This window comes from Pseudarthrobacter woesei, assembly GCF_055412745.1.
The window spans coordinates 73,937-94,115 of the sequence record NZ_JBVAYU010000006.1 but is presented as its reverse complement, the minus strand read 5'-3'; the positions used below and the strand labels follow the sequence as shown (position 1 = coordinate 94,115).

Sequence of the window (20,179 nt, the reverse complement as noted above, 5' to 3'; positions counted from 1 at the left end):
CGGCGAAGTCCACGAACCGCGCGGGACTCCCGGCGATGTGGTCAAACTCCCACGCGGCACCCAGCCGGCGGCCATAGACTGTCCCTCGCTTCTACCGCCGCCGTGCCCTGCCCAGCTGCTCGGCTCAGGTGCTCGGCTCAGGTGTTCTGCAGGGCGGGGGCCCCGGAACCCAGGGACCGGACGGCACCGGTTCCCCAGGGTGGGCGGAAGGTGTACATGCAGGCGAGGCGGAGCCGCGTGCCGGCCACATGGGCAGCGAACCGCTCCGGGCTGACCTGCAGCGCCTTCGCGGTGGCCAGAATCTGGCCGTGGGCCATCCTGTAGCGCGGCGCGGTGAGGAGATGCTGGCGGCGGCGCAGTTCCAGATGGACATCGAGGTTCGCGAGGTCCATGGCGGCCTCCGCCTGGCAGCTTTCGTCGAAGTCCAGCAGCCCCGGTGTGCCCGTGCCGGCGGTACCCAGCAGTTGTTTGTCATGCAGGTCCCCGTGGGCCCATCCCTGCGGGTCGGGGCGGGAGGAGAGCAGTCTGCCGAGTGCCTCCGCGAGCTGCGCCTGCAGCCCGGACCGCGCCGCGCCGGCGTCGGCGATGCCCTCACTGTGGGCCAGCCAGAGGCCGGCCCAGCGGCGGAGTTCGACCGCCTGAACCTCAGGTGGGTGCAGGGGCAGGCTGTCCAGCACACCGCGGAAGGCCGCGCTTCGGGATGCCTGCACGGCCGCGGCCCAGGCCCGCGCCCAGCCATGCCAGATGACGGCAAAATCGGCGTCGCTGAGGGTGATGCGGTCCTGTCCGAGTTCGTAGAACGAGCGGCCGGCAAGGCTGCTGAAGGCGACCACATCGGGGCTGGCCCGGAGCAGTTGCGGGGTGTCGAAGAATCCTCCGGCCAGGGCGGTGGCGCCCGTGTGGCGTTCCGCGACGTGGGTTGCCCGGCGCTTCCGGAGCACCTTAATGTACTGTCCGCCGGCCTGGACTACCGCGCGCTGGTGGGCGCGGTGCACAATCACGTTGCCTTTGGACGCCTCCTCGGCCAGCGAGGGAAGCCTGGGATCAGCCAGCGGTACTTCCTCAAACACGCCGTGCCGCAAGTGGCCGGCGCGGACGCCCTGCACGTCATTCCCCGCGGCCGCGTGGACTTCCAGGATGTACTCGCCGGCGGCCTTGTCCGGCCACGACCGCCGGACCTGCCAGGTTGCTCCGGCCGCGTCCGTAATCGCTGACGGGATGTCCGGATGCCAGTTCACGTGATCAGCTCCGCGGCGCGGTCGATATGCCGGGCCATATCGGCGGCCCACTCCGGGGTCCGGTCCCGGAAGGGGTCCATGCAGCTGCAGAACATCCGGAACGCCGCCCAGGTGTCCAGCGCGGCCGGCGAGAACCGCCCCCCGGCGTGAATGTAGCCCTCCATCAGGCCTTCCGTGTGCCGGCCGCGCGTGATGCCCGCGGGCCTGCGCCATTCACTCATTTCCTCGACGGCGGCGAAGGAGCCCAGATCCTCCTCGCGGATCCCGTAGTGTGCGCGGTCGAAGTCGATCAGGCGGACTTCGTCACCGGAAACCAGCACCTGGTCGGCGGAAAAATCCCCGTGGACCAAGGCCCCGGTCCGGTGTCCAGGCCTGTCCTCTAGCTGCCGGCGGATCCTTGCGGCCACCCTGGCTGCCGGCGCGTCGAGGGCGGGTAGGAGGGCCTTGACCATGGTGTGGGTGGACTTCAACTGGTTCAGGGGGCCCTCGAACCGGGGGGCCGGGCCGGAGTCGGCCTGGACCGGGATGCCGTGGAGCCTGGCCAGAGCCTCGCCAGCCCGCTGCGCAGCGTCATGATCGCCGCTCGCGAGCAGGTCCCCGTCGCCCCACGCCGGGCTGGCGCTGATCCCGTGCCGCGAGAACGCTGAGCCGCCAAGCCGGGGGAGCACCGGAACCCCATGCAACTGCAGCCGTTGGTGGAAGAGCAACTCCAGCTCTTCGTGGACGGGCTGCGTGGCGACCTTGATCACGATCGGCCCCCGCGGAGTTGGCTCCATCAGGACCAGCCGACGCTCCGGTTTGTAGCGCAGCACCCGGGCGGTGTTGCCGAGGACCCCCGGCCCGCGTGACGGCACGGCGCCCAGCTGTTCCAGGCCGCTCCTGCCGAGCCAGCGCAGGTTCTTGCGCAGGGCCCAGTCATCCTCGAAACCGCCGACGGCGACGATCGCCTCCGGATTGCCTAGGTCCGGGCGGAAGAGCCGCATGCCGCCGCCATGGGTGGCCGATTCGTGGGCACGGCCGTAGAGCTTGACGTTGCCGTCCGGGGTTCGGGTGAGGGCCCAGCCGAAGTCCTCGTGGCCGTTGCGGGTGCGGACGAACGCCACCAGCGCGGAGGTGCGCGGCTTGTACCGCACCCGGGTGATGCGGAGCTGTTCGCCGGCCAGTTCGGACAGCCGGTCGTCGTCGAGCACGGTGGCCAGGCAGGGAAGGGCGTCGTCGCGGGCCGCGAGCGCCAGATCGGCGTCATTCGGCCGGGTCTGCAGCGTGGTCACGTCGGCACCTCCAGTTCCCGAACCGTCAGGTCCTCATGGGCGGGCGGGCCGGGCGGTCCGCCCATCCACCGGCAGAAGTGGCTATCCGGGTCCTGCAGCAGCTCCAGCGGACGCCCCTCTTCGATGATGCGGCCATCCTCAAGCCAGATGATCCGGTCACACGCGCGGGCGGCGAAGGCGTCATGGGTAATCGTGATCGACGTCCTGCCGCGGGTCAGCACCTCCAGGGCGTCCAGGATCGAATCGCGGGACGCGGGGTCCAGCCCGGCTGTCGCCTCGTCGAGGATAACGATCGGCGCCTGCCGGAGGATGGCGCGGGCAATGGCGAGCCGCTGCCGCTGGCCGCCGGAGAGGTCCTTGGCGGCCTCTCCCAGTACGGTGTCGTAGCCGTTGGGGAGGGCACGGATGAAGTCGTCGGCCTGGGCCAGTGCCGCCGCGGTTTCGATCTCCCCGTCGGTGGCGTCGAGGCGGCCGAACCTGATGTTTTCCCGGACGGTGGTGCCGAACAGCACGGAGTCCTGGAGCAGGATGGAGACGTGGGAGCGCACGGATGCGATCTGGAGCTCCCGCAGGTCCTCGCCGCCCACCCGGACGGTGCCTGAGCTCGGGTCGATCATGCGCAGCACGAGGCTGGCCAGCGTGGATTTCCCTGCCCCGGAGGGCCCCAGGATGGCCAGGTGCTCGCCGGAAGGAATGCGCAGGTTGATCCCGTGCAGCACGGCGGTTCCTTCGCCGTGGCCGGCGACGACGTCCTCGAAGTCGATGTCCGGGTTCCGGGTGGCCAGGGGGCGTGCACCGGGGGCCTCGGGCAGGTCGGTCTGTGCCTCGAGCAGGTCCGCCACGCGTTCCCCGGACGCCGTGGCCCGGGCGATCCTGCCGGTCTGCTTGGCAAGGTCCTTCAGCGGTTTCATTCCGGTCTTCAAATACATCAGGAAGACGACGAGGTCCCCGGGGGTGATGGCGTTCTGCATCACCCGCCAGCCGCCCCCGGCCAGCACGACGGCGGTGGCGACGCCGATCAGCACGTCGGTGCGGCGCTCCAGGCTTGCGGCCAGCCGCAGCGCGACGACGCCTGTGCCCAGGGCGGCTTTGTTGCTGTTGCCGAAACTGGAGCTGATGGTGTCTTCGAGCCCGTAGGCCTGGACTTCCCGCATGGCGCTGAGGGTCTGTCCCGCGGTGGTGGCCAGGGCCCCTTCACCCTTGCGGGATCTGCCGGCCGCCGCGGTAATCGGCCCGGAACTCCGGCGCGAAAGGAGGGCGAAGATCCCGGCCGCCACAAACACCACCAGCGCAAGGAGCGGGTCCAGCCACAGCATGACGATGGTCATGGCCACGAGGGTGACCATGTTGCCCAGCAGCGGCAGGCCGGCGGTGACGGCGACTTCCTGCAGCCGGCCGACGTCGCTGACCAGGCGCTGCACCGTGTCCCCGGAGGACGCCCGGGTGTGGTGTCGCATCGACAGGCCCTGCACATGGCGGAAGGTGCGGGCCCGCAGGTCCGCGGCGACCCGGGATCCCACCAGGGCGAAGGACACCGCGGACCAGTAGTTGGCGATGGCGCGGACGGCGCTGATGACCACGATCGCCCCGCCGCAGAGCAGCATCGTCTCGACGCTGGCATCCATGGTGGGGCGGCCCGGCTTCGCAATCGCGGCTCCCAGCGAGCGCGACACCGCGTCGATGACCAGCTTCACGGGCCACGGCTCCAGCAGGCGGAGCAGCACATCCGCCGCGAGTGCGAGGAACCCGCCGGCCATCAGGAACCGATGCTCGCGAAGATGCGGGCGGACACAGCGCAGGGTGCGGCGGAGCCCAGACTCCGGCTTGACGGGGCGGCGCTTCCGCCGCCACGGCCGCCCGGGCTTGGGGGACGCGTGCCGGGAGCCGGTGGTCCTGGACGAAGAGCTCATTGCACGGACACCCTCCGGGCGGGCGGCATGGCCGCAGTGATGCGGGACAGCACGGCAGTCCAGCTGAAGCGCTCCACCGCCGTCGCCCGGGCCTGCCGCCCGAGCCGTTCCCGCAGGTCCGGGTCATCGGCAAGGCGGGTGAGGGCGTCGGCAAGGTACGCCGGTTTGCCCGGCGGCACCAGGATCCCGCTGCGGCCATCCGCCAGGATGGAGGGAATCTGGCCCACGGCGCTCGCGATGATGGGCATCGCGGCCGCCATGTACTCATACACCTTCAACGGCGAGAAATAGTCGTCGCGGCCGGGCTGTTCCGGGGGATAAGGGGCCGCCGCCGCGTCGCACTCGTTCAGGAGGGCCGGAACGGCAGCGGGCGGCACCGCGCCGGTGAAGTCCGTGTCGACGCCCAGCGTGGCGGCAAAGCGTTCGAGGTCCTCCCGGCCTGGCCCGTCCCCGATGACCCGCACCTGCCAGCGGCGGTCCGGCGCGGCGGCCTGCTCGTTGGCCAGCGCCACGGCGTGGATCAGGCCAGGGACTCCGTGCCAGGGCTTGAGCGTTCCCACGAAGGCTACGGTGAGGTAGCCGGGATGCCTTCGGCCCGGGTGGCGCGGCGTGATGCGGTCGACGTTGACGCCGTTCGGTGCCAGCAGGGCCTTGGCGGTCGGAACCCGGTCCCGCACCCAGCGGACCACGGGCTCGGAAACGCAGGCCACCACATCGGCGGTTCCGGCGTTGCGGCGCAGCACGGTCTCGGCCTTCTTCACGTCCAGCAGTTCGCGGTACCGCTGTTGTTCCTCGATCAGCGGGGCGTTGACCTCAAGCACGGAGGGAACATCGAGGACCGGTGCGACCACCGAGAGGGCGGGGCTGAAAAGCGAGTAGCGCTCGTAGACCAGGTTGCAGCCGCGGTGAAGGACTTCGTCCACGAGGGCCAGGGCCGCCTCCTGCACGGCCTGTTCGCGGGCCGGGCCGGAGGCGTCGGCGGGCCGGAATTCGACGACGTCGAGATCGGCCAGGTCGGCGGGGCGGTCCGTTCCCTTGCGGACGCAGTAGACGGTGACCGCGGCGCCGGTCCCGCGCCAGGCCCGGACGATTTCCTGAACATGCACCGAGGAGCCCTTGGTCCCGAAAATAGGCACCCCGGGATCTGCGCAAAGATAGGCCACGCGCATCACGCCACCTGCAGTTCCGAGCGGGAGAGGGAGCGCAGGATTTCCGCCTGGCGGCGGGCGTCGTAGTCTTCCTCGATCAGGGCGCGGGCATTGCGGGCCAGGGCCACCCTGTTGGTGCCGGGGGCGCTGATCCGCTGGACGGCCCGGGTGAGCGCGTGCGGACTTCCCGGCCTTGCCAGGAGCCCGGTGGATCCGGTGCGGACCACTTCCGGAATCCCGGTCACGGCCGTGCTGATGCAGGGGACCCCGGTGGCCATGGCCTCGAGCAGCACGGTGGGCATGCCGTCGGCGTTTCCGTCGGCGCCCACCACGCACGGGGCGATGAAGATGTCGGCGGAATTGAGCAGCTCATGGATCTGGTCCTGGGTCTGCGGTCCGATCAGCCGGACATGCTCCTCCAGCCCGAGCCGTTCGATGCCGGCCGCCAGCTCTTCGGCCAGGACCCCGGCGCCGGCGATGCGCAGTTCAAGCTTGAGTCCCTGCGCCAGCAGTTCGGCGGCGGCCGGCAGCAAGTACTGGAACCCCTTTTTTTCCACCAGCCGGCCGACGGCGGCGATCCGCACCGTGGCGCCGAGCGGCCGCGGGTCGCGGTAGGGGAAACGTTCCAGTTCCAGGCCGTTTCGGACCAGATGGAGGCGGGAGGTGGACGTGGGGAAGCTGCGCCGCAGGTAGCGCAGGTTGTACTGGCTGATGGTGATGGCGTGGTGCGCCTGTTCGAGTTTGAGCCGGAGGTCATCGCTGCGGACCGAGCCGGCAAAGATGTCGACGGCATGGGCGGTGAAGGAGTACGGAATGCCGGTGATGGCCGAGGCCAGCCGGGCGACGCTGGTCGCGGCGGAGGCGAAGTGGACGTGCATGTGCCGGATGTTCCGGTGCTGCAGGGCGGCGGCGAGGTTGATGGCCTGGACCGCGTCGTCCGGTTCGGCGCCGGCCAGGGCCGCGAAGTTGAGGGCCAGGGCGGCCGTGAGCCCGGCGGCCTCGGCGGCCCGGAAGCATTCCCAGACCTCAATTGTTTTGGGCGCCCGCTCGATGTAGGTCACCGGCGCCTGGACCCGGGCGAGTTCGGGGTGGAACCGGGGGTCGTTGGGCGGGCGGAGGGAGAAGATTTCGATCCGGTCGCCGGCTGCTTCGCGGGCCAGGATCTCGGAAACGATGAACGTTTCCGAGAAGCGCGGATACATCTTGAGGACGTAGGCAATCCCCGGTTCAGACGGCAACACGGGCGGCACCGTCCTTCGCGGCGGCGGCCTCGACGCCGGCCGCCTGGAAGACAGGCCGCAGCAGTTCGGCGGCCAGTTGGGGAACGCGGATCAGCCCGTCCAGGACCGCCCGGCGCCTGTCCACCGTGGTGCCGAGCCGTGCGGCCAGCCAGCCGGAGAGGAACTCCGGGGTCAGCGTGGCGATGTCGTGCTGGTCCAGGTAGCCGGCCCTGGCCAGGCCCCTGGCCCGGATGCGCTGCTCGGCGCGGGACTGGTTCCGGGGCACGATCAGGGCAGGGACGTTGGTGCTCATGATTTCACAGACCGTGTTGTAGCCGCCCATCGCGATGACGGCGGACGCGTGGCGGATGTGGAAAACAATGTCATCGACGGCGGAGACCACCGTGACGCCGGGCCCGGCATGCTGCAGGAGATCGCTGAGCTGCTCGGACGGCATCTGCGGGCCGGCCACAACGAGGTGCTCCAGCCCGGCGGGCACGGGGGCGGCAACAGCAACGCGTGCCAGGGCATACCCGTCCGAGCCGCCGCCCACCGTGGTCATAAAATACGGGCCCGGCATGCAGTTCGTCCCGGAAACGGCGGGCCGGCCGGCCGCGAGATAGCCGGTGTAGCTGATGAGCTTCCGTAGGGAGAACGGGATCTCACCGGACGCTACCGGGTCATGCACGGCGGGGTCGCCGTAGACCCAGATCGCGTCGAACAGGTCCTGGACCACCCGGGGTCCGCCGCAGCGGGCCCATTCGGTGAAGGCAGTATCGGGCGAGTCCAGGACTTCACGGAGCCCCAGCACCACCCGCACCGGGCCGGCGGAGCGGGCATGCCGGAGGGCGGCTTCCAGCTCACGGTGTACCCCGGTGGCATGGCGGTCCACGATCATCAGATCGGGGCGGAACCCGGACAGCACGCCTTGCAGCAGTCTGGCGCGCAGGGCCACCAGCTCGGCCATGGGCAGGGAAAGATTGCGGGGCTGGTAGCCTTCGGGGCTTTTCCCGATGCCGGGTAGGAGCACCCAGTCCCAGCCCTCCGGGGCCGCAAAGGCGGGGGCGTGCGAGGTGCCGGTAATGAGGATGCCAGTGACCTGGCGCCCGGTGAGCCCGGGGAGCTGATTGCTGAGTGCGTGGGCAAGGGCCAGGTTTCGGCGCACGTGCCCCAGACCCACTGAATCATGTGAGTAAAGCACTATTCTCATAGGCTCCACAGCAATCCTCCCCCGGCTCCGCGCTTTGGTCTTTGGACCCAGAGTGCGCCGGAAGAGTGAGGAATTTATGAGGCGGGCATGAAGGAATTCTCATGAAGGAATTCTCATAAAGGGGGATGCGACGTCGGCCTTCGGGTCAGAGCCGGGCGCCGGCATGCTGAAGCGGGAGCCGGATGATGAAAGACGCCCCCTGGCCATAGTCGGACTCGACGCTGGCCGCGCCCCCGTGCGCTTCGGCGATGGCCGAAACGATCGCCAGGCCGAGTCCCGAGCCCTCCTGCCCGCGGCCGGGGTGGGCCCGGCCGAAGCGCTCGAAGATCCGTTGCTGGTCCTCCGCCGCGATACCGGGGCCGGTGTCCCGGACCCACAGCAGCAGGGTGTCCGAATCCGGCAACCGGGAGCCGTCCATCGCCGTCGAACTTTCGATCCTGCAACCCAGCGCGATCGTGGCGGAGGGCTCGGTGTACTTGACGGCGTTGGCGGCCAACTGGGCCAGGGCCTGGGTGAGCCGCTGTGGATCGGCGTCCACGGTGAAATCGGCGGTTTCATCGATGACCCAGTACCGGTCCGCGAGGACATGGACCTTTTCCATCACCTGGCGGAGGAAATCGGGCATCCGGATGGGTTCCTTGCGGAGGAAATCCGGGTGGCCGGCGTTGGCCAGCAGCAGCAGGTCATCGACGAGGCGCTGCATCCGGTCCACTTCCTCGAGGAGCATGTCCCTGGTGGCCGAAACATCCTCGGGGTCATCGACGGATACGAGCTCCAGGTGTCCGCGGAGAATGGTCAGGGGCGTGCGCAGTTCATGGCCGGCGTCATCCAGGAAGCGTTGCTGTTGCTGGGCGCCCTCATCGAGTCTTTCCAGCATGGTGTTGAACGTTTTGGCCAGCAGCGTCACGTCGTCTGTGCCGTCGCGCACTTCCACGCGCTGGGTGAGGTCTTCATGGCTGACCACCTGCGTGGCTTCGCGCAGGCGTCGAAGAGGGTACAGCAGACGGCCGGCCACCACGCTTCCGAGCACCGCGGCGGCGAGCAGCGTTCCTGCTGCCACGAGTGCATAGGTGTTGATCGAGGACACGAGGTGATCCCGCAGGTCACTGGTGTCCCGGCCGACCAGCAGGTACGTCGCGACCCTTTCGGAGGGTCCCTTCACCGGCATAACGACCGTCCTGAAGGGGCGCCCGTTGGCCGTCAGGTCGCCGAAGACGGCGCCGGAACTACTCCGCAGCCCGATGGCCCCGGGGTACATGGCTTTGTCGAGGAGGTTCTGCTCGGGGCTTCCATCCACGGTCCAATCGATCCTGCCGTCGATGATGCCTGCCATCACTTCGTTGCTGCGGGGTTCGATGTCCTCGGCGGCCTTGTGGAGTCCCTTGTCGAAGGCTTCCTCGTCCATCCTGCTGGTGATCGGCACGAGCTTGACCACTGCATTGGCCTTGTCCAGGAGGGCCTGGTCCACTCGGGCGTCGGATTCCTGGAACTGGACCGCGAAGGTGATCAGTCCGGCCGTGACGAGCCCGGCCAACATCATGACCAGCATGGCGGCCACCACACGGAAGCGCACCGAATGGACCCTGGCGCTCCAGCCGGACCGGTCCGCCTCGCCGCTGGAGGCAGCGGGGGCCGACGACTGGACCTGGCCGACTTCGCGGATGGGACTAACGGTGGAAGTCACGGTGTCACCTTCCTAGCTCAGGCGGTATCCGGCGCCGCGAGCTGTCACGATGTGGTCCGCGCCGATCTTCTGGCGCAACTGACGGACATACACGTCCACGACGTTGGAGGTGCCGTCGAAGTCGTAGCCCCACACGTGGCTGAGGAGTTGCTGCCGGCTCAGGACCTGGCCCGGATGGTGCAGGAACATTTCCGCCAGGGAGAACTCGCGGGCCGAGAGATCCACGGTTTTCTCGCCCACCCTGAGGGTGCGGGTGTGCAGGTTCAGTTCCAGGCTGCCGTACCGGACGATGCTGCCCTGGGGCGGATCGCCGTTTTCTCCGGGGCGCAGCCGGAGCCGGATGCGGGCCACGAGTTCCTCGAAGCGGAACGGCTTGACCATGTAATCGTCCGCGCCGCCCTCCAGCGCGGCCACCGTGTCCGCGGCCGACCCGCGGGCCGTGAGGAAGATGACCGGAATGTTCACGTGGCCCTGGCGCAACACTGACAGGACGGTGAAGCCGTCCAGCCGGGGGAGCCCGACGTCGAGCAGCAGCAGATCGAACTCGCCGCTGGACGCGTAGTCCACGGCGGTGACTCCGTCCGCAACGACGGTGGGGGCATAGCCAGCCGCGCGCAGGCCCTTTTCGATGAACCGGGAGATGCGTTCTTCGTCTTCGGCAATGAGAATGCGGATCACGGGAGCCCTCAGGGGATGTCCTGCTTGGGGCCGGTTCTGCGGCGTCTCCTGCATGGTTGCCGGGAGGAAACCCGAGGCCCCAGCAACCTCGATCCGCCCGGGATGCGGGCGGTGTGCGGCCCCGCCGTGGGGGCCTGCGGTGGTGCGGTCAGATCCCGCCGGGCTTCAGGGCGGTCTGATTTGCGGTGCAGGCCTGGCGGTCTCCTCTCCCGCGGGGCCAACTCCGTTTCTTGTTCGACTGGACATATAGTGCTCCTGCAATGGCGGCCCTACCGTGCTTTCTTGCGGGGGCTGCGTTCCGGCGTCGTAGGCACGTGGCGATGGACCCGGTCAACTCCCATCCTGCCCCTGCTTTGACGGCGGCGCCACCCTTAATTGCAAGGTTTCCGGGATTAACTTTCTGGGAACTTTCGACGCCGGCCGGCCGCCCGGTCCGGCCGGGGTCCGGCCGCCGGAACAACCTCCAGCATCCGGACGTAAACTGACCTCCGAATCACCAAGCGGGAACAGACCGTGAAGTGGAGTACGTATGCTCTGGAAACTGCTCGTCGAATACCTGCGGCCGCACCGGCGGCTGCTGCTCGCCGTCGTCGTCCTGCAGCTGGCGCAGTCCATCGCCTCGCTGTACCTGCCCACCCTGAACGCGGACATCATCGATGAAGGCGTCGCGAAGGGGGACACGGACTACATCCTGGGTACGGGCGGCGTGATGCTGTTGGTCACCCTGCTGCAGATTGCCTGTGCCATCGCCGCGGTGTACTTCGGGGCGAAGGCGGCGATGGCCGTGGGCCGGGACCTGCGCGGGGCGGTCTTCAGCCGGGTTGCGGCATTCTCTGAGCAGGAAGTCACCCGTTTCGGCGCCCCGAGCCTCATCACCCGCTCCACCAACGATGTCCAGCAGGTCCAGCAGCTGGTGCTGATGTCCGCCACGATGATGGTCGCTGCCCCCATGCTCAGCATCGGCGGGGTGATCATGGCCATCCGGCAGGACGTGCAGCTTTCCTGGCTCATCGCCGTCAGCGTGCCCGTGCTGCTGATCGCCGTCGGGCTGATCATCATCCGGATGGTCCCGCTGTTCCGGCTCATGCAGACCCGGATCGACACCGTCAACCGGGTGCTCCGCGAACAGCTCACCGGCATCCGCGTGGTCCGAGCCTTCGTCCGCGAGGACATCGAGACCGCCCGCTTCGGGAAGGCCAACGCGGACGTCACGGACACGGCCCTGCGCGCCGGGCGGCTGATGGCGCTCGCCTTCCCCATCGTGATGCTGGTGCTCAACGTCTCCAGCGTGGCCGTGATCTGGTTCGGCTCGTTCCGGATCCAGGACGGCTCCATGCAGGTGGGCACCCTGATCGCGTTCCTGAGCTACCTCATGCAGATCCTGATGTCCGTCATGATGGCCACGTTCATGGCGATCATGATCCCGCGGGCGGCGGTCTCCGCGGACCGGATCGGCGAGGTGCTGGGCACCGAATCCAGCGTCCGGCCGCCGGAGTACCCGGTCGGTTTTTCCGGCCGCACCGGTCGCGGCGAGCTTCAGATGCGCGACGTCGGGTTCGCCTACCCGGGTGCCGAGGCCCCGGTCCTCGCCGGGATCAGCTTCACCGCCCGCGCTGGGGAGACGACGGCGATCATCGGCGCCACCGGCTCCGGCAAGACCACCCTGGTGAACCTGATGCCTCGGCTCTTCGACGCCACGTCCGGGTCGGTGCTGATCGACGGCGTGGACGTCCGTGAATTGCATCCGGACCTGCTCTGGGGGCATATCGGCCTGGTCCCGCAGCGGCCGTACCTGTTCTCCGGTACGGTGCGCAGCAACCTGCTCTACGGCAAACCCGACGCCACGGAGGAGGAATGCTGGCGGGCGCTGTCCATTGCGCAGGCGGAGGACTTCGTCCGGGAGATGGAGGGCGGGCTGGACGCGCCCGTCTCGCAGGGCGGCACCAACGTCTCCGGCGGGCAGCGGCAGCGGATCGCGATTGCGCGGGCGCTGGTGAAACGGCCCGAGCTCTATATCTTCGATGATTCATTTTCCTCGCTGGACACCGCCACGGACGCCCGGCTGCGGCAGGCGCTCAAGCAGCACACCGCCGGGGCCACCCTGGTGATCATCGCCCAGCGCGTGTCCAGCATTGTGGATGCGGACCGGATCCTGGTGGTCGACGGCGGCCGGGTCGTCGCGCACGGCACGCACGATCAGCTGCTGGAGACCTCCGAGACGTACCGGGAGATAGTGAACTCCCAGCTCGCGGCGGAGGAGGCGGCATGAGCAAGGTCGAGTCTCAGACGCCGCCGGCGGGAGCTTCGGGCGGCGGTGCCGGTGCCGGCGCCGCCAAGGAGGCCCCGCTGCGGATTCCCCGTCCGGCCGGCGGCCCGGGCCGCGGTGGCCCGTTCGCAGGAATGAACATCCCCGCGGAGAAGGCCATGAACTTCGGCCCGTCCGCGAAGCGGCTGCTGGGCCAGCTGCGGCCGGAGCGGCTGTGGCTGGTGCTGGTCCTGATGCTCGCGGTGGTGAGTGTGACGTTCTCGGTGATCGGGCCGCGGCTGCTGGGCGAGGGCACCAACCTGATCTTCGCCGGCGTCGTGTCCAAAGACCTGCCGGCGGGGATGAGCCAGGAGCAGCTGATCGCGCAGCTGCGCGCGGAGGGGCAGGACCAGCAGGCGGACATGCTCAGTGCCATGACGCTGACGCCGGGGGCGGGGATCGACTTCGCGGCGCTGGCCAACGTGCTGCTGTGGGCGCTGGCGCTGTACGTGCTGGCCTCGGGATTCATGTGGATGCAGGCCTATATCCTCAACGGCGTGGTGCAGCGGACGGTGTTCCGGCTGCGCGAGCGGATCGAGGCGAAGATCAACCGGCTGCCGCTGCGCTACTTCGACTCGATCCAGCGCGGCGAGCTGCTGAGCCGGGTCACGAACGACGTGGACAACATCTCGCAGAGCCTGCAGCAGTCCATCAGCCAGGCGGTCACGTCGCTGCTGACGGTGCTGGGCGTGCTGGTGATGATGTTCATCCTCTCGCCCACCCTCGCGCTGATCGCGCTGGTCACCGTGCCGCTGACGCTCGTGACGACGGCGCTGATCGCCAAGCGCTCGCAGAAGCTGTTCGTGGCCCAGTGGAAGCACACCGGGGAGCTGAACGGGCAGATCGAGGAGACGTACACGGGGCACGCGCTGGTGAAGGTGTTCGGCCGGCAGCGGGAGGTGGAGGAGCGGTTCCGGCAGAAGAACGCGGAGCTGTATGAGGCCAGCTTCGGCGCGCAGTTCGTGTCCGGGCTGATCATGCCGGCCATGACGTTCATCGGGAACCTGGTCTATGTGGGGATCGCCGTGGTGGGCGGGCTGCAGGTGGCGGCCGGGGCGATGCAGCTGGGCGATGTGCAGGCGTTCATCCAGTACTCGCGGCAGTTCACCCAGCCGCTGGCCCAGCTGGGTTCGATGGCGAACATGCTGCAGTCCGGCGTGGCGTCGGCCGAGCGGGTGTTCGAGCTGCTGGATGAGGACGAGCAGTCGGCGGACCCCGTGCCTGCGGTGGCGCCGAACGGCGGCAGGGGCCGGCTGGTGTTTGAGAACGTGTCCTTTGCCTACTCGCCGGACAAGCCGCTGATCACGGACCTGAGCCTGGTGGCCGAGCCGGGGCAGACCGTGGCGATCGTCGGCCCCACCGGGGCGGGCAAGACCACGCTGGTGAACCTGATGATGCGCTTCTACGAGCTCGACGCCGGGCGGATCACGCTCGACGGCGTGGACGTCACCGCGATGACCCGCGACGGGCTGCGCTCGCGGATGGGCATGGTGCTGCAGGACACCTGGCTGTTCGGCGGAACCATCCGGGACAACATCGCCTACGGCCGGCCCGGCGCTTCGGAGGACGAGATCCTCGAGGCCGCGCGGGCGACGTACGTGGACCGGTTCGTCCGGTCCCTGCCGGAGGGCTACGACACCGTGCTCGAGGACGAGGGTTCTAATGTCTCCGCGGGGGAGAAGCAGTTGCTGACGATCGCCCGGGCGTTCCTGGCCCGTCCGTCGGTGCTGATCCTGGACGAGGCGACTTCTTCGGTGGATACCCGGACCGAGGTGCTGGTGCAGAAGGCGATGAGCGCGCTGCGGTCGGACCGGACGTCGTTTGTGATTGCCCACCGGCTCTCCACCATCCGCGACGCCGACCTCATCCTGGTGATGGAAGCCGGCCAGATCGTGGAGCAGGGGACGCATACGTCCTTGTTGGCGGCCGGCGGGGCGTACGCTGCGCTTTATGCGGCGCAGTTCGCGGCTCCGGTGGCGGAGGTTTAGGACCCGCGACGTTGTTAGGCGGCCGGTTTAGACATCGCGCAGGTACAGTATTCCGTTCACGCCGGTCTGGTTGAGTACATCGGTGCAGAGCAGGTGAATATCCGCTTTGAGCTCTCCCAATGTTCCGGTTCGGAGGTAAGCGTCGATGGGTGTGAACCGACGGATGCGTTCGGGGTGCGAAACGTGGTGCCATCGGTCGTAAGACATGTACATCTCCAGCGGAAGACGGTCCGCAGTATCCGCTTCCCAAGTCATTCCGGCGCGGACTTCGTAACCGCGGTCGTGGCCCGTTTGTTCTGCTACTGCAGATAAGAAGCTGGCAAGCACGCCCATGGAGAATTCGACGGCCATGCTAGTCGTTCTGGGCTTCCATTCTTCAGTAGCGGCCCGGCCGGCCTCGGACGTGGCATCAAGAAACTGGCCATCGACGTCGAACACTAGCGCGATCGACCCGTCCTTATGAAATTCCAGCAGATGATTGCTTGCGCCGTCTGCAGCTCTGTCCAGCCAGCGCCATCTCCGCAGTCCGATCATTGGTGACAGAGAGAAGTCGCGGAAAATCGCGTGGTCGGAGCGCACGAAGTCGTCTACCCGGCGAAGAGCAGCATAGTAGGTATCCATTGCACCCGCGCTCTCCGTCGGGAAGCCGTCAGGACTTCCTCCACCGGCGGGCGGGATAGCGACTGCGACAACGCAAGCCCGCCGACTTTGCGCAACATGAGCCAGGGCTTCGTCATAGAAATTTGAAAGGTCAGCCCTCCGTCTTCTACGACCATCGAAGCGTTCAGAGTATGCCTGCTCGATTTGTCGCTCGTCCATCCACCGCGTGTCCGAACCGTGCCGGACCGGCGCAAGGAAAGAGTCTTGCTTCCAATAAATGTGCGGGACATCGGTGCTCGGTGCCACAACCATTGCAAGTACGCCAAGCCCGGGTCGATCAGGATCCAAGATTTTAACGGGTCGCACGTCCATTAGCGGGGGATGCACTTGATTGTAGGCCACCAGAGTCAGCGCACGAACGTCGTGTTCTTTGACTTCGAAATGTTCGATGCTTTTGGCGGTACCCCGTCCGCGTTCCTCAGCAACCCCATAGAGAACGACGCCTCCTCCGGAATTGGCCATGGCAGCGAAATCCTTAGCTACTTCTTCCCGCCAGGAGTCCCTTCCAATGGGCAGTTCCTTCTTGAAATCGAGGTCTGCTGCCTCATCGACCTGCTGTTCTACGAGCTGCTCCACCATCTGCCATGTCAAAGCGCCCGGCGCTGTGCCCAAGGTTCTGTGGATGGAAGTGCACATAGTGCCATCCTATTGCAGCTCCAACAAGGGCGTGTTCGAGATCGGGATTTCCAGCAACCCTGGAGACGTTTCTCACCGTGTCCCGGCGAGAACTTCCGGCAGTCACCGGTATTGTGCTTCTGTTAGTCGAGGAGCGGCCAGGCGTACTGCCGGCCAATGGGGGAGCGTGCAAATGATAAAGAAATTTGAGTCCATAAATTCATCCGGAATCTTTAGTGACTTCCGATGGTCTTCTTCGACACCAGAGTTTGCAAGAATCAATGTGCTCTTTGGAAGTAATGGGAGCGGTAAAACCTCTCTATCTTCCGCTTTCGAACGGGCGAAGCATGAGATTTCACGGCAGCACTTGATATCACTAGCCGTGGACGAAAACGGTGCTACGCGCTCAACCGAGGGTAAACCGGACGCCGTTTACGATCGTATCTACGTGTTCAACGAAGATTACGTCAAGAAGGCGCACAGATTCTCCGAGAGCAACCCGAGTGTGGCGGCGGTCCTTACCGTCGGCGAACGGTCGGTGGAAGCGGAAGCGGAGCTAGAGGTCTTGCGAGCCGAGCTTCCAGTGCTAGTTAATCAGCAAACTGCCCTCGAGAAAGGTCTTGCTACAGCTACCGCAGACCTTCAGAAGATTTACGAGCGTGTATCCAAAGCTGTCGTAGACGACTTGACAACGTTGGGCGGCCCTTATCAGTCGCGGAGCAAGTACTCCAAGGCTGTCGTTGAGAAAAAATACGAGGCCCTCAAGCTTCGCGGGGCCGCTTTGGTGGCCACCCAACTTCAGGCAGACAAGCAGCTGGTACTAGCCGATCGTGCTGACCCCATTCCACCCGCGCTCTACTCGGTCCAGGTAAGGGATGGGCTCGCTCGCGAGGCCTCAAGCCTTCTCGAACTCACTCCTACAACGATTGTCCTAGATTCCCTTGCCGCGCATCCGACGGCCGCCCAGTGGGTCCGCGAAGGCCGCGCACATCATCATGGTCTGGATCAATGTATCTTTTGCGGTTCTGAGCTGACTCGGGAGCGGAAAGCGGCTATCGATGCGCACTTCTCCGGAGCCGTCGCTGCGGCAGAATCTAATCTCCGGGACCTCATCGGTGAACTTCGAGGAATAGACAGCGCAGCCGGCCAGGCGCGAGTCAAAATTCCCTCAAAGTCCGCCTTCTACAAGGACCTCCGAGATGGCTTCACCGCTGTAACCCGTGCTTACGAGCAGGATCTCGATGGCCTGTCCAAATGGACGCAAGGCCTTGTAGAACGTCTTAGCCACAAGCTAAACAATGTCCTCACGGGAGTCGATGATACGGCTGTCGAACAGCGCGCTTCAATTTCGGGCGGCGCCTTGGAAGCCCTGATAAAGAAACATGATGAACGTGTTACCAAGCACGACGAGATGGTCGAGCAAGCCGCAAGTCGAATTGAGTACCATCACCTAAGTTCACAAGAGCTTGAGGTCCGCAACAGCAAAGAGACGGTTGTCCAGGCGACTAAGACACTTGAGATGGCCAGAACGGCGGTGCGTGATTCGCGCAATCGAGTCGCCGCCCTTGAGAACGTCGAAGGCGACCCTATGCCGTCCATCGATGTGCTCAACAACGAGGTCGCAAGGCTGCTTGGACGAGCCGATCTCATGTTTGAGGAACATGAGGGACGGTACAGCGTTGTTCGGAACGGCATGCCGGCCGTAGGACTCAGTGAAGGCGAGCGGACTGCCATCACCTTGATCCACTTTATGGAAGTTGTTGCCAGGCATGACACGGCAGGCGGGAAGCCGATTGTCATCATTGATGATCCAGTATCTAGCCTCGATAGCAACGTATTCATGGGGGTGTCGACCTACATCTGGACCGAGTGTGTCTCGAAAGAACACGTCGGCCAGCTGTTTCTGATGACACATAACTTTGAGCTTTTCAGGCAGTGGGATGTACAGATTGAGGCGCTCCACAAGGGCGCTGGAATGAAGAAGCTACACCCCGCCGAACTCTATGAAATCGTCTCGAAGCATATAGCCACTCGGGGTCGAACGAGTCGGCGCCCGAACCTCACATCGTGGCCTCCTTCCGAAGCCATGAGAAAGAAGGTTCGTTCGACTTATCATCACGCATTCCTGGCCGTGGTCGCGGCCAAGGACCGAATCGAAGACGACGATAGTCTTGAACATCGGCTGGATGCGCAGTTGCTTTTTCCGAATGTCATCCGGCGCATGCTGGAAACCTTCTTGGGCTTCAAACGCCCGGAAGGAGTAGGAGACTTCACTAAGATGATGCGTGACACCGCGGACCTATTGAAAGCGTCCGACTACGCTGGAGACGCCGATGCTCTCCGTCAGCAGCTCACGCGCTACGCACACGCCTACTCGCACAGCGAGACGCCCGACACAACAATGACGATCAATCCGGATGAAATAGCACCGGCGATTTCGGCCGTCTTCACATTTATGCATCAATTGGACCCGGGCCACTTTAATGGCCTCTGCTCAGTGATAGGCCGGTCCCCGGACGATCTCCTGAATGTGAAGAAAGCACACATTCAGGAGCCCGCGTAGTAACAGAATCCAATTCCATAGACGCGCTGTACACGCCCAGTCTTGCTTCTTCCCTGTCAAGTGCTTGGGGCGTAGATGTAGGGAGGCGGTTCGTTCCATTGCTCGGCTCAAACCGACACCAGGCCTATGGCGCGCCCAGCATCGTCGTGTGGCGCTCTGTGTCCACCTTCACGTCGCACTGCCTTACGGCAATTCCGCTTCTCCTGAGCAACGACCAGCACCGCTCTCGCCTAGTGCCGGAGCGCGCCTAGCCTTAGCACTAGGGGGCGGCAGGCGCTTACACGAGCGGCCATGGGTAACGCATGCCGGTGCGGTCAACCGGCAGGACCCGGGCGATCAGCAAGCGCTGGACGCGGTGCTGCAGGGCGGCGATCTCGTCCTCATCAAGGAGTTCGGCCACCTCGCGCGGTGCGGCCTCTGCGAGCGGGGCGATGTCCGCCAGCAGCGACTCGGGGATGGGGTCCCCGGCGAAGTCCCAGATCACGGTGCGCAGTTTGAACGCTGCCGAGAAGCACAGCCCGTGGTCGATGCCCCAGATCCGGCCGTCGTCGCCGCGGAGCACATGGCCGCTCTTACGGTCCGTGTTGTTGGCGACGTAGTCGAACAGGGCGATCCTGGCCAGCTCGCGGTGGGTCTCGGGGGCATCCTCGAACAGGGTGAAGTAATGCTCCTGGAAGTCGCACTCGACGAACCACTGCAGGGACCCGACGCCCAGGGGAGCCTCCTCGCGGATCACCGTCGCCGGCACGAGCCCCCAGCCCAGAGACTCGCTGAGCAGGTAGGCCGCGCGTTCTCGCTTGTACAGCCCGGGCTCGAAATCGGACAGCGGCCGTTCCCCGGCCTCCGGCTTGTAGACCGCGTACCCCTCGTCCTCGCCGCAGGTGACCTGGACGAGGAACGTCTGGTTGCTGCTGCGCGGGATGCGTCCGAGCAGCTCGATGCTGCCCTCGGTGAGCAGTGTCAGCTCCCGGCCGGACACCGGCTGCCCCATTTCACGATCCCCTCATTCCGCTGAGCGGTTCCGAGGTCGAATTCACGATCAGCACCGCGGGGTCCTGGCCCTCCACAAACGAGATGGCCGACACCGAGCCCGGGCTGATGACGATGCGCTGGAAGAAGTCCAGTGGCGTGCCCCGGGCGTGGGCGACGGCAGCCTTAATGGGATCGGCGGCGTGGGCAGCACACTGTGCTTCCATCGCTCCGACGATCCGCGCCTGCATCACCGGAAAGCTCTCGCCGCCCGGGAAGCGGAACTCGGACGGGCTGTGCTGCACGGTCTGCCATTCCGGCAGGGCCGCCAGGTCCGAGATCGCGGCGCCGGTCCAGACGCCGAAATCACACTCAAGCAGCCCGTCGTCGTGGTTCACTTCCAGCCCAGTGCGGACCGAAGTCGGCTCCGCCGTCTCAACGGCGCGCTCCAGCGGCGAGGCGTAGATGGCATCGATGGACAAACCCTCCAGCCGTTCCGAGATCCGCTCGGCCTGGGCGCGGCCCCGATCGGAAAGATGCAGTCCCGGGGCGCGCCCCGGCAGCACCGTGCCCGTCGTCGGAGTCTCCCCGTGGCGCACCAGAAGCAGGAGCGTGCCCTGCCGCTCAGGTGAGGTTGCGGGTGCCGGCGATTCCGTCGGCGTTGCTGCAGTCATCAGGATCCAGCGTATGACGCACCAGGGCCCAGTGAGCAGGAATCTC

At 66.3% G+C, this 20,179-nt stretch carries 14 protein-coding genes; 3 read left to right on the top strand and 11 right to left on the bottom strand.

The annotated features are described in order from the left end of the window. Nucleotides 1-137: 137 nt before the first annotated feature. From ACZYZE_RS10545 to ACZYZE_RS10510, 8 genes are all read right to left on the bottom strand, one after another. On the bottom strand, nucleotides 138-1,238 hold the full coding sequence (locus ACZYZE_RS10545) for a phosphotransferase (RefSeq protein WP_463907568.1): 1,101 nt from the start codon (nucleotides 1,236-1,238) through the stop codon (nucleotides 138-140). Further along, entirely contained in the window at nucleotides 1,235-2,509 is a 1,275-nt protein-coding gene (locus ACZYZE_RS10540) for a phosphotransferase family protein (RefSeq protein WP_463907567.1), read from the bottom strand. The genes ACZYZE_RS10545 and ACZYZE_RS10540 overlap by 4 nt, the downstream gene beginning before the upstream one ends. Continuing rightward, nucleotides 2,506-4,419: an ABC transporter ATP-binding protein gene (locus ACZYZE_RS10535; RefSeq protein WP_463907566.1), complete on the bottom strand. Its 1,914-nt coding sequence runs from the start codon at nucleotides 4,417-4,419 to the stop codon at nucleotides 2,506-2,508. Before ACZYZE_RS10535 ends, ACZYZE_RS10540 begins: the two co-directional genes overlap by 4 nt. Next, entirely contained in the window at nucleotides 4,416-5,555 is a 1,140-nt protein-coding gene (locus ACZYZE_RS10530) for a glycosyltransferase family 4 protein (protein WP_463907565.1), read from the bottom strand. The genes ACZYZE_RS10535 and ACZYZE_RS10530 overlap by 4 nt, the downstream gene beginning before the upstream one ends. Nucleotides 5,556-5,587: 32 nt before the next feature. Then, nucleotides 5,588-6,808, bottom strand: a complete 1,221-nt coding sequence (locus ACZYZE_RS10525) for a glycosyltransferase (RefSeq protein WP_463907564.1) — start codon at nucleotides 6,806-6,808, stop codon at nucleotides 5,588-5,590. Continuing rightward, a complete protein-coding gene (locus tag ACZYZE_RS10520) occupies nucleotides 6,795-7,967 on the bottom strand; it encodes a glycosyltransferase family protein (protein WP_463907563.1) in 1,173 nt (390 codons plus the stop codon). The genes ACZYZE_RS10525 and ACZYZE_RS10520 overlap by 14 nt, the downstream gene beginning before the upstream one ends. A 175-nt stretch (nucleotides 7,968-8,142) precedes the next feature. Continuing rightward, entirely contained in the window at nucleotides 8,143-9,681 is a 1,539-nt protein-coding gene (locus ACZYZE_RS10515) for a sensor histidine kinase (RefSeq protein WP_463907562.1), read from the bottom strand. Between the two features lie 12 nt (nucleotides 9,682-9,693). Further along, nucleotides 9,694-10,359 (bottom strand): response regulator transcription factor, encoded by a 666-nt coding sequence (locus ACZYZE_RS10510; protein ID WP_459318996.1) that lies wholly within the window; start codon nucleotides 10,357-10,359, stop codon nucleotides 9,694-9,696. A gap of 529 nt (nucleotides 10,360-10,888) precedes the next feature. Here ACZYZE_RS10510 and ACZYZE_RS10505 point away from each other — a divergent pair. Both ACZYZE_RS10505 and ACZYZE_RS10500 read left to right on the top strand, forming a co-directional pair. Then, nucleotides 10,889-12,628 carry an ABC transporter ATP-binding protein gene (locus tag ACZYZE_RS10505; protein ID WP_463907561.1) on the top strand — a complete coding sequence of 580 codons (1,740 nt, stop codon included), beginning with the start codon at nucleotides 10,889-10,891 and terminating at the stop codon, nucleotides 12,626-12,628. After that, entirely contained in the window at nucleotides 12,625-14,652 is a 2,028-nt protein-coding gene (locus ACZYZE_RS10500) for an ABC transporter ATP-binding protein (RefSeq protein ID WP_463907560.1), read from the top strand. Before ACZYZE_RS10505 ends, ACZYZE_RS10500 begins: the two co-directional genes overlap by 4 nt. 27 nt (nucleotides 14,653-14,679) lie before the next feature. Here the strand turns inward: ACZYZE_RS10500 and ACZYZE_RS10495 are convergent, their stop codons facing one another. After that, nucleotides 14,680-15,891: an AlbA family DNA-binding domain-containing protein gene (locus ACZYZE_RS10495; RefSeq protein WP_463907559.1), complete on the bottom strand. Its 1,212-nt coding sequence runs from the start codon at nucleotides 15,889-15,891 to the stop codon at nucleotides 14,680-14,682. A gap of 229 nt (nucleotides 15,892-16,120) precedes the next feature. On the opposite strand from ACZYZE_RS10495, the gene ACZYZE_RS10490 reads away from it, so the two are divergent. Further along, the gene (locus tag ACZYZE_RS10490) at nucleotides 16,121-18,490 is read left to right on the top strand and encodes an AAA family ATPase (RefSeq protein WP_463907558.1); all 2,370 of its coding nucleotides are present in this window, start codon (nucleotides 16,121-16,123) and stop codon (nucleotides 18,488-18,490) included. A gap of 277 nt (nucleotides 18,491-18,767) precedes the next feature. Here the strand turns inward: ACZYZE_RS10490 and ACZYZE_RS10485 are convergent, their stop codons facing one another. Both ACZYZE_RS10485 and ACZYZE_RS10480 read right to left on the bottom strand, forming a co-directional pair. Next, the gene (locus tag ACZYZE_RS10485; protein WP_463907557.1) at nucleotides 18,768-19,481 is read right to left on the bottom strand and encodes an SCO1664 family protein; all 714 of its coding nucleotides are present in this window, start codon (nucleotides 19,479-19,481) and stop codon (nucleotides 18,768-18,770) included. A gap of 1 nt (nucleotide 19,482) precedes the next feature. Then, nucleotides 19,483-20,133 (bottom strand): histidine phosphatase family protein, encoded by a 651-nt coding sequence (locus tag ACZYZE_RS10480; RefSeq protein WP_463907556.1) that lies wholly within the window; start codon nucleotides 20,131-20,133, stop codon nucleotides 19,483-19,485. Nucleotides 20,134-20,179: the final 46 nt, after the last annotated feature.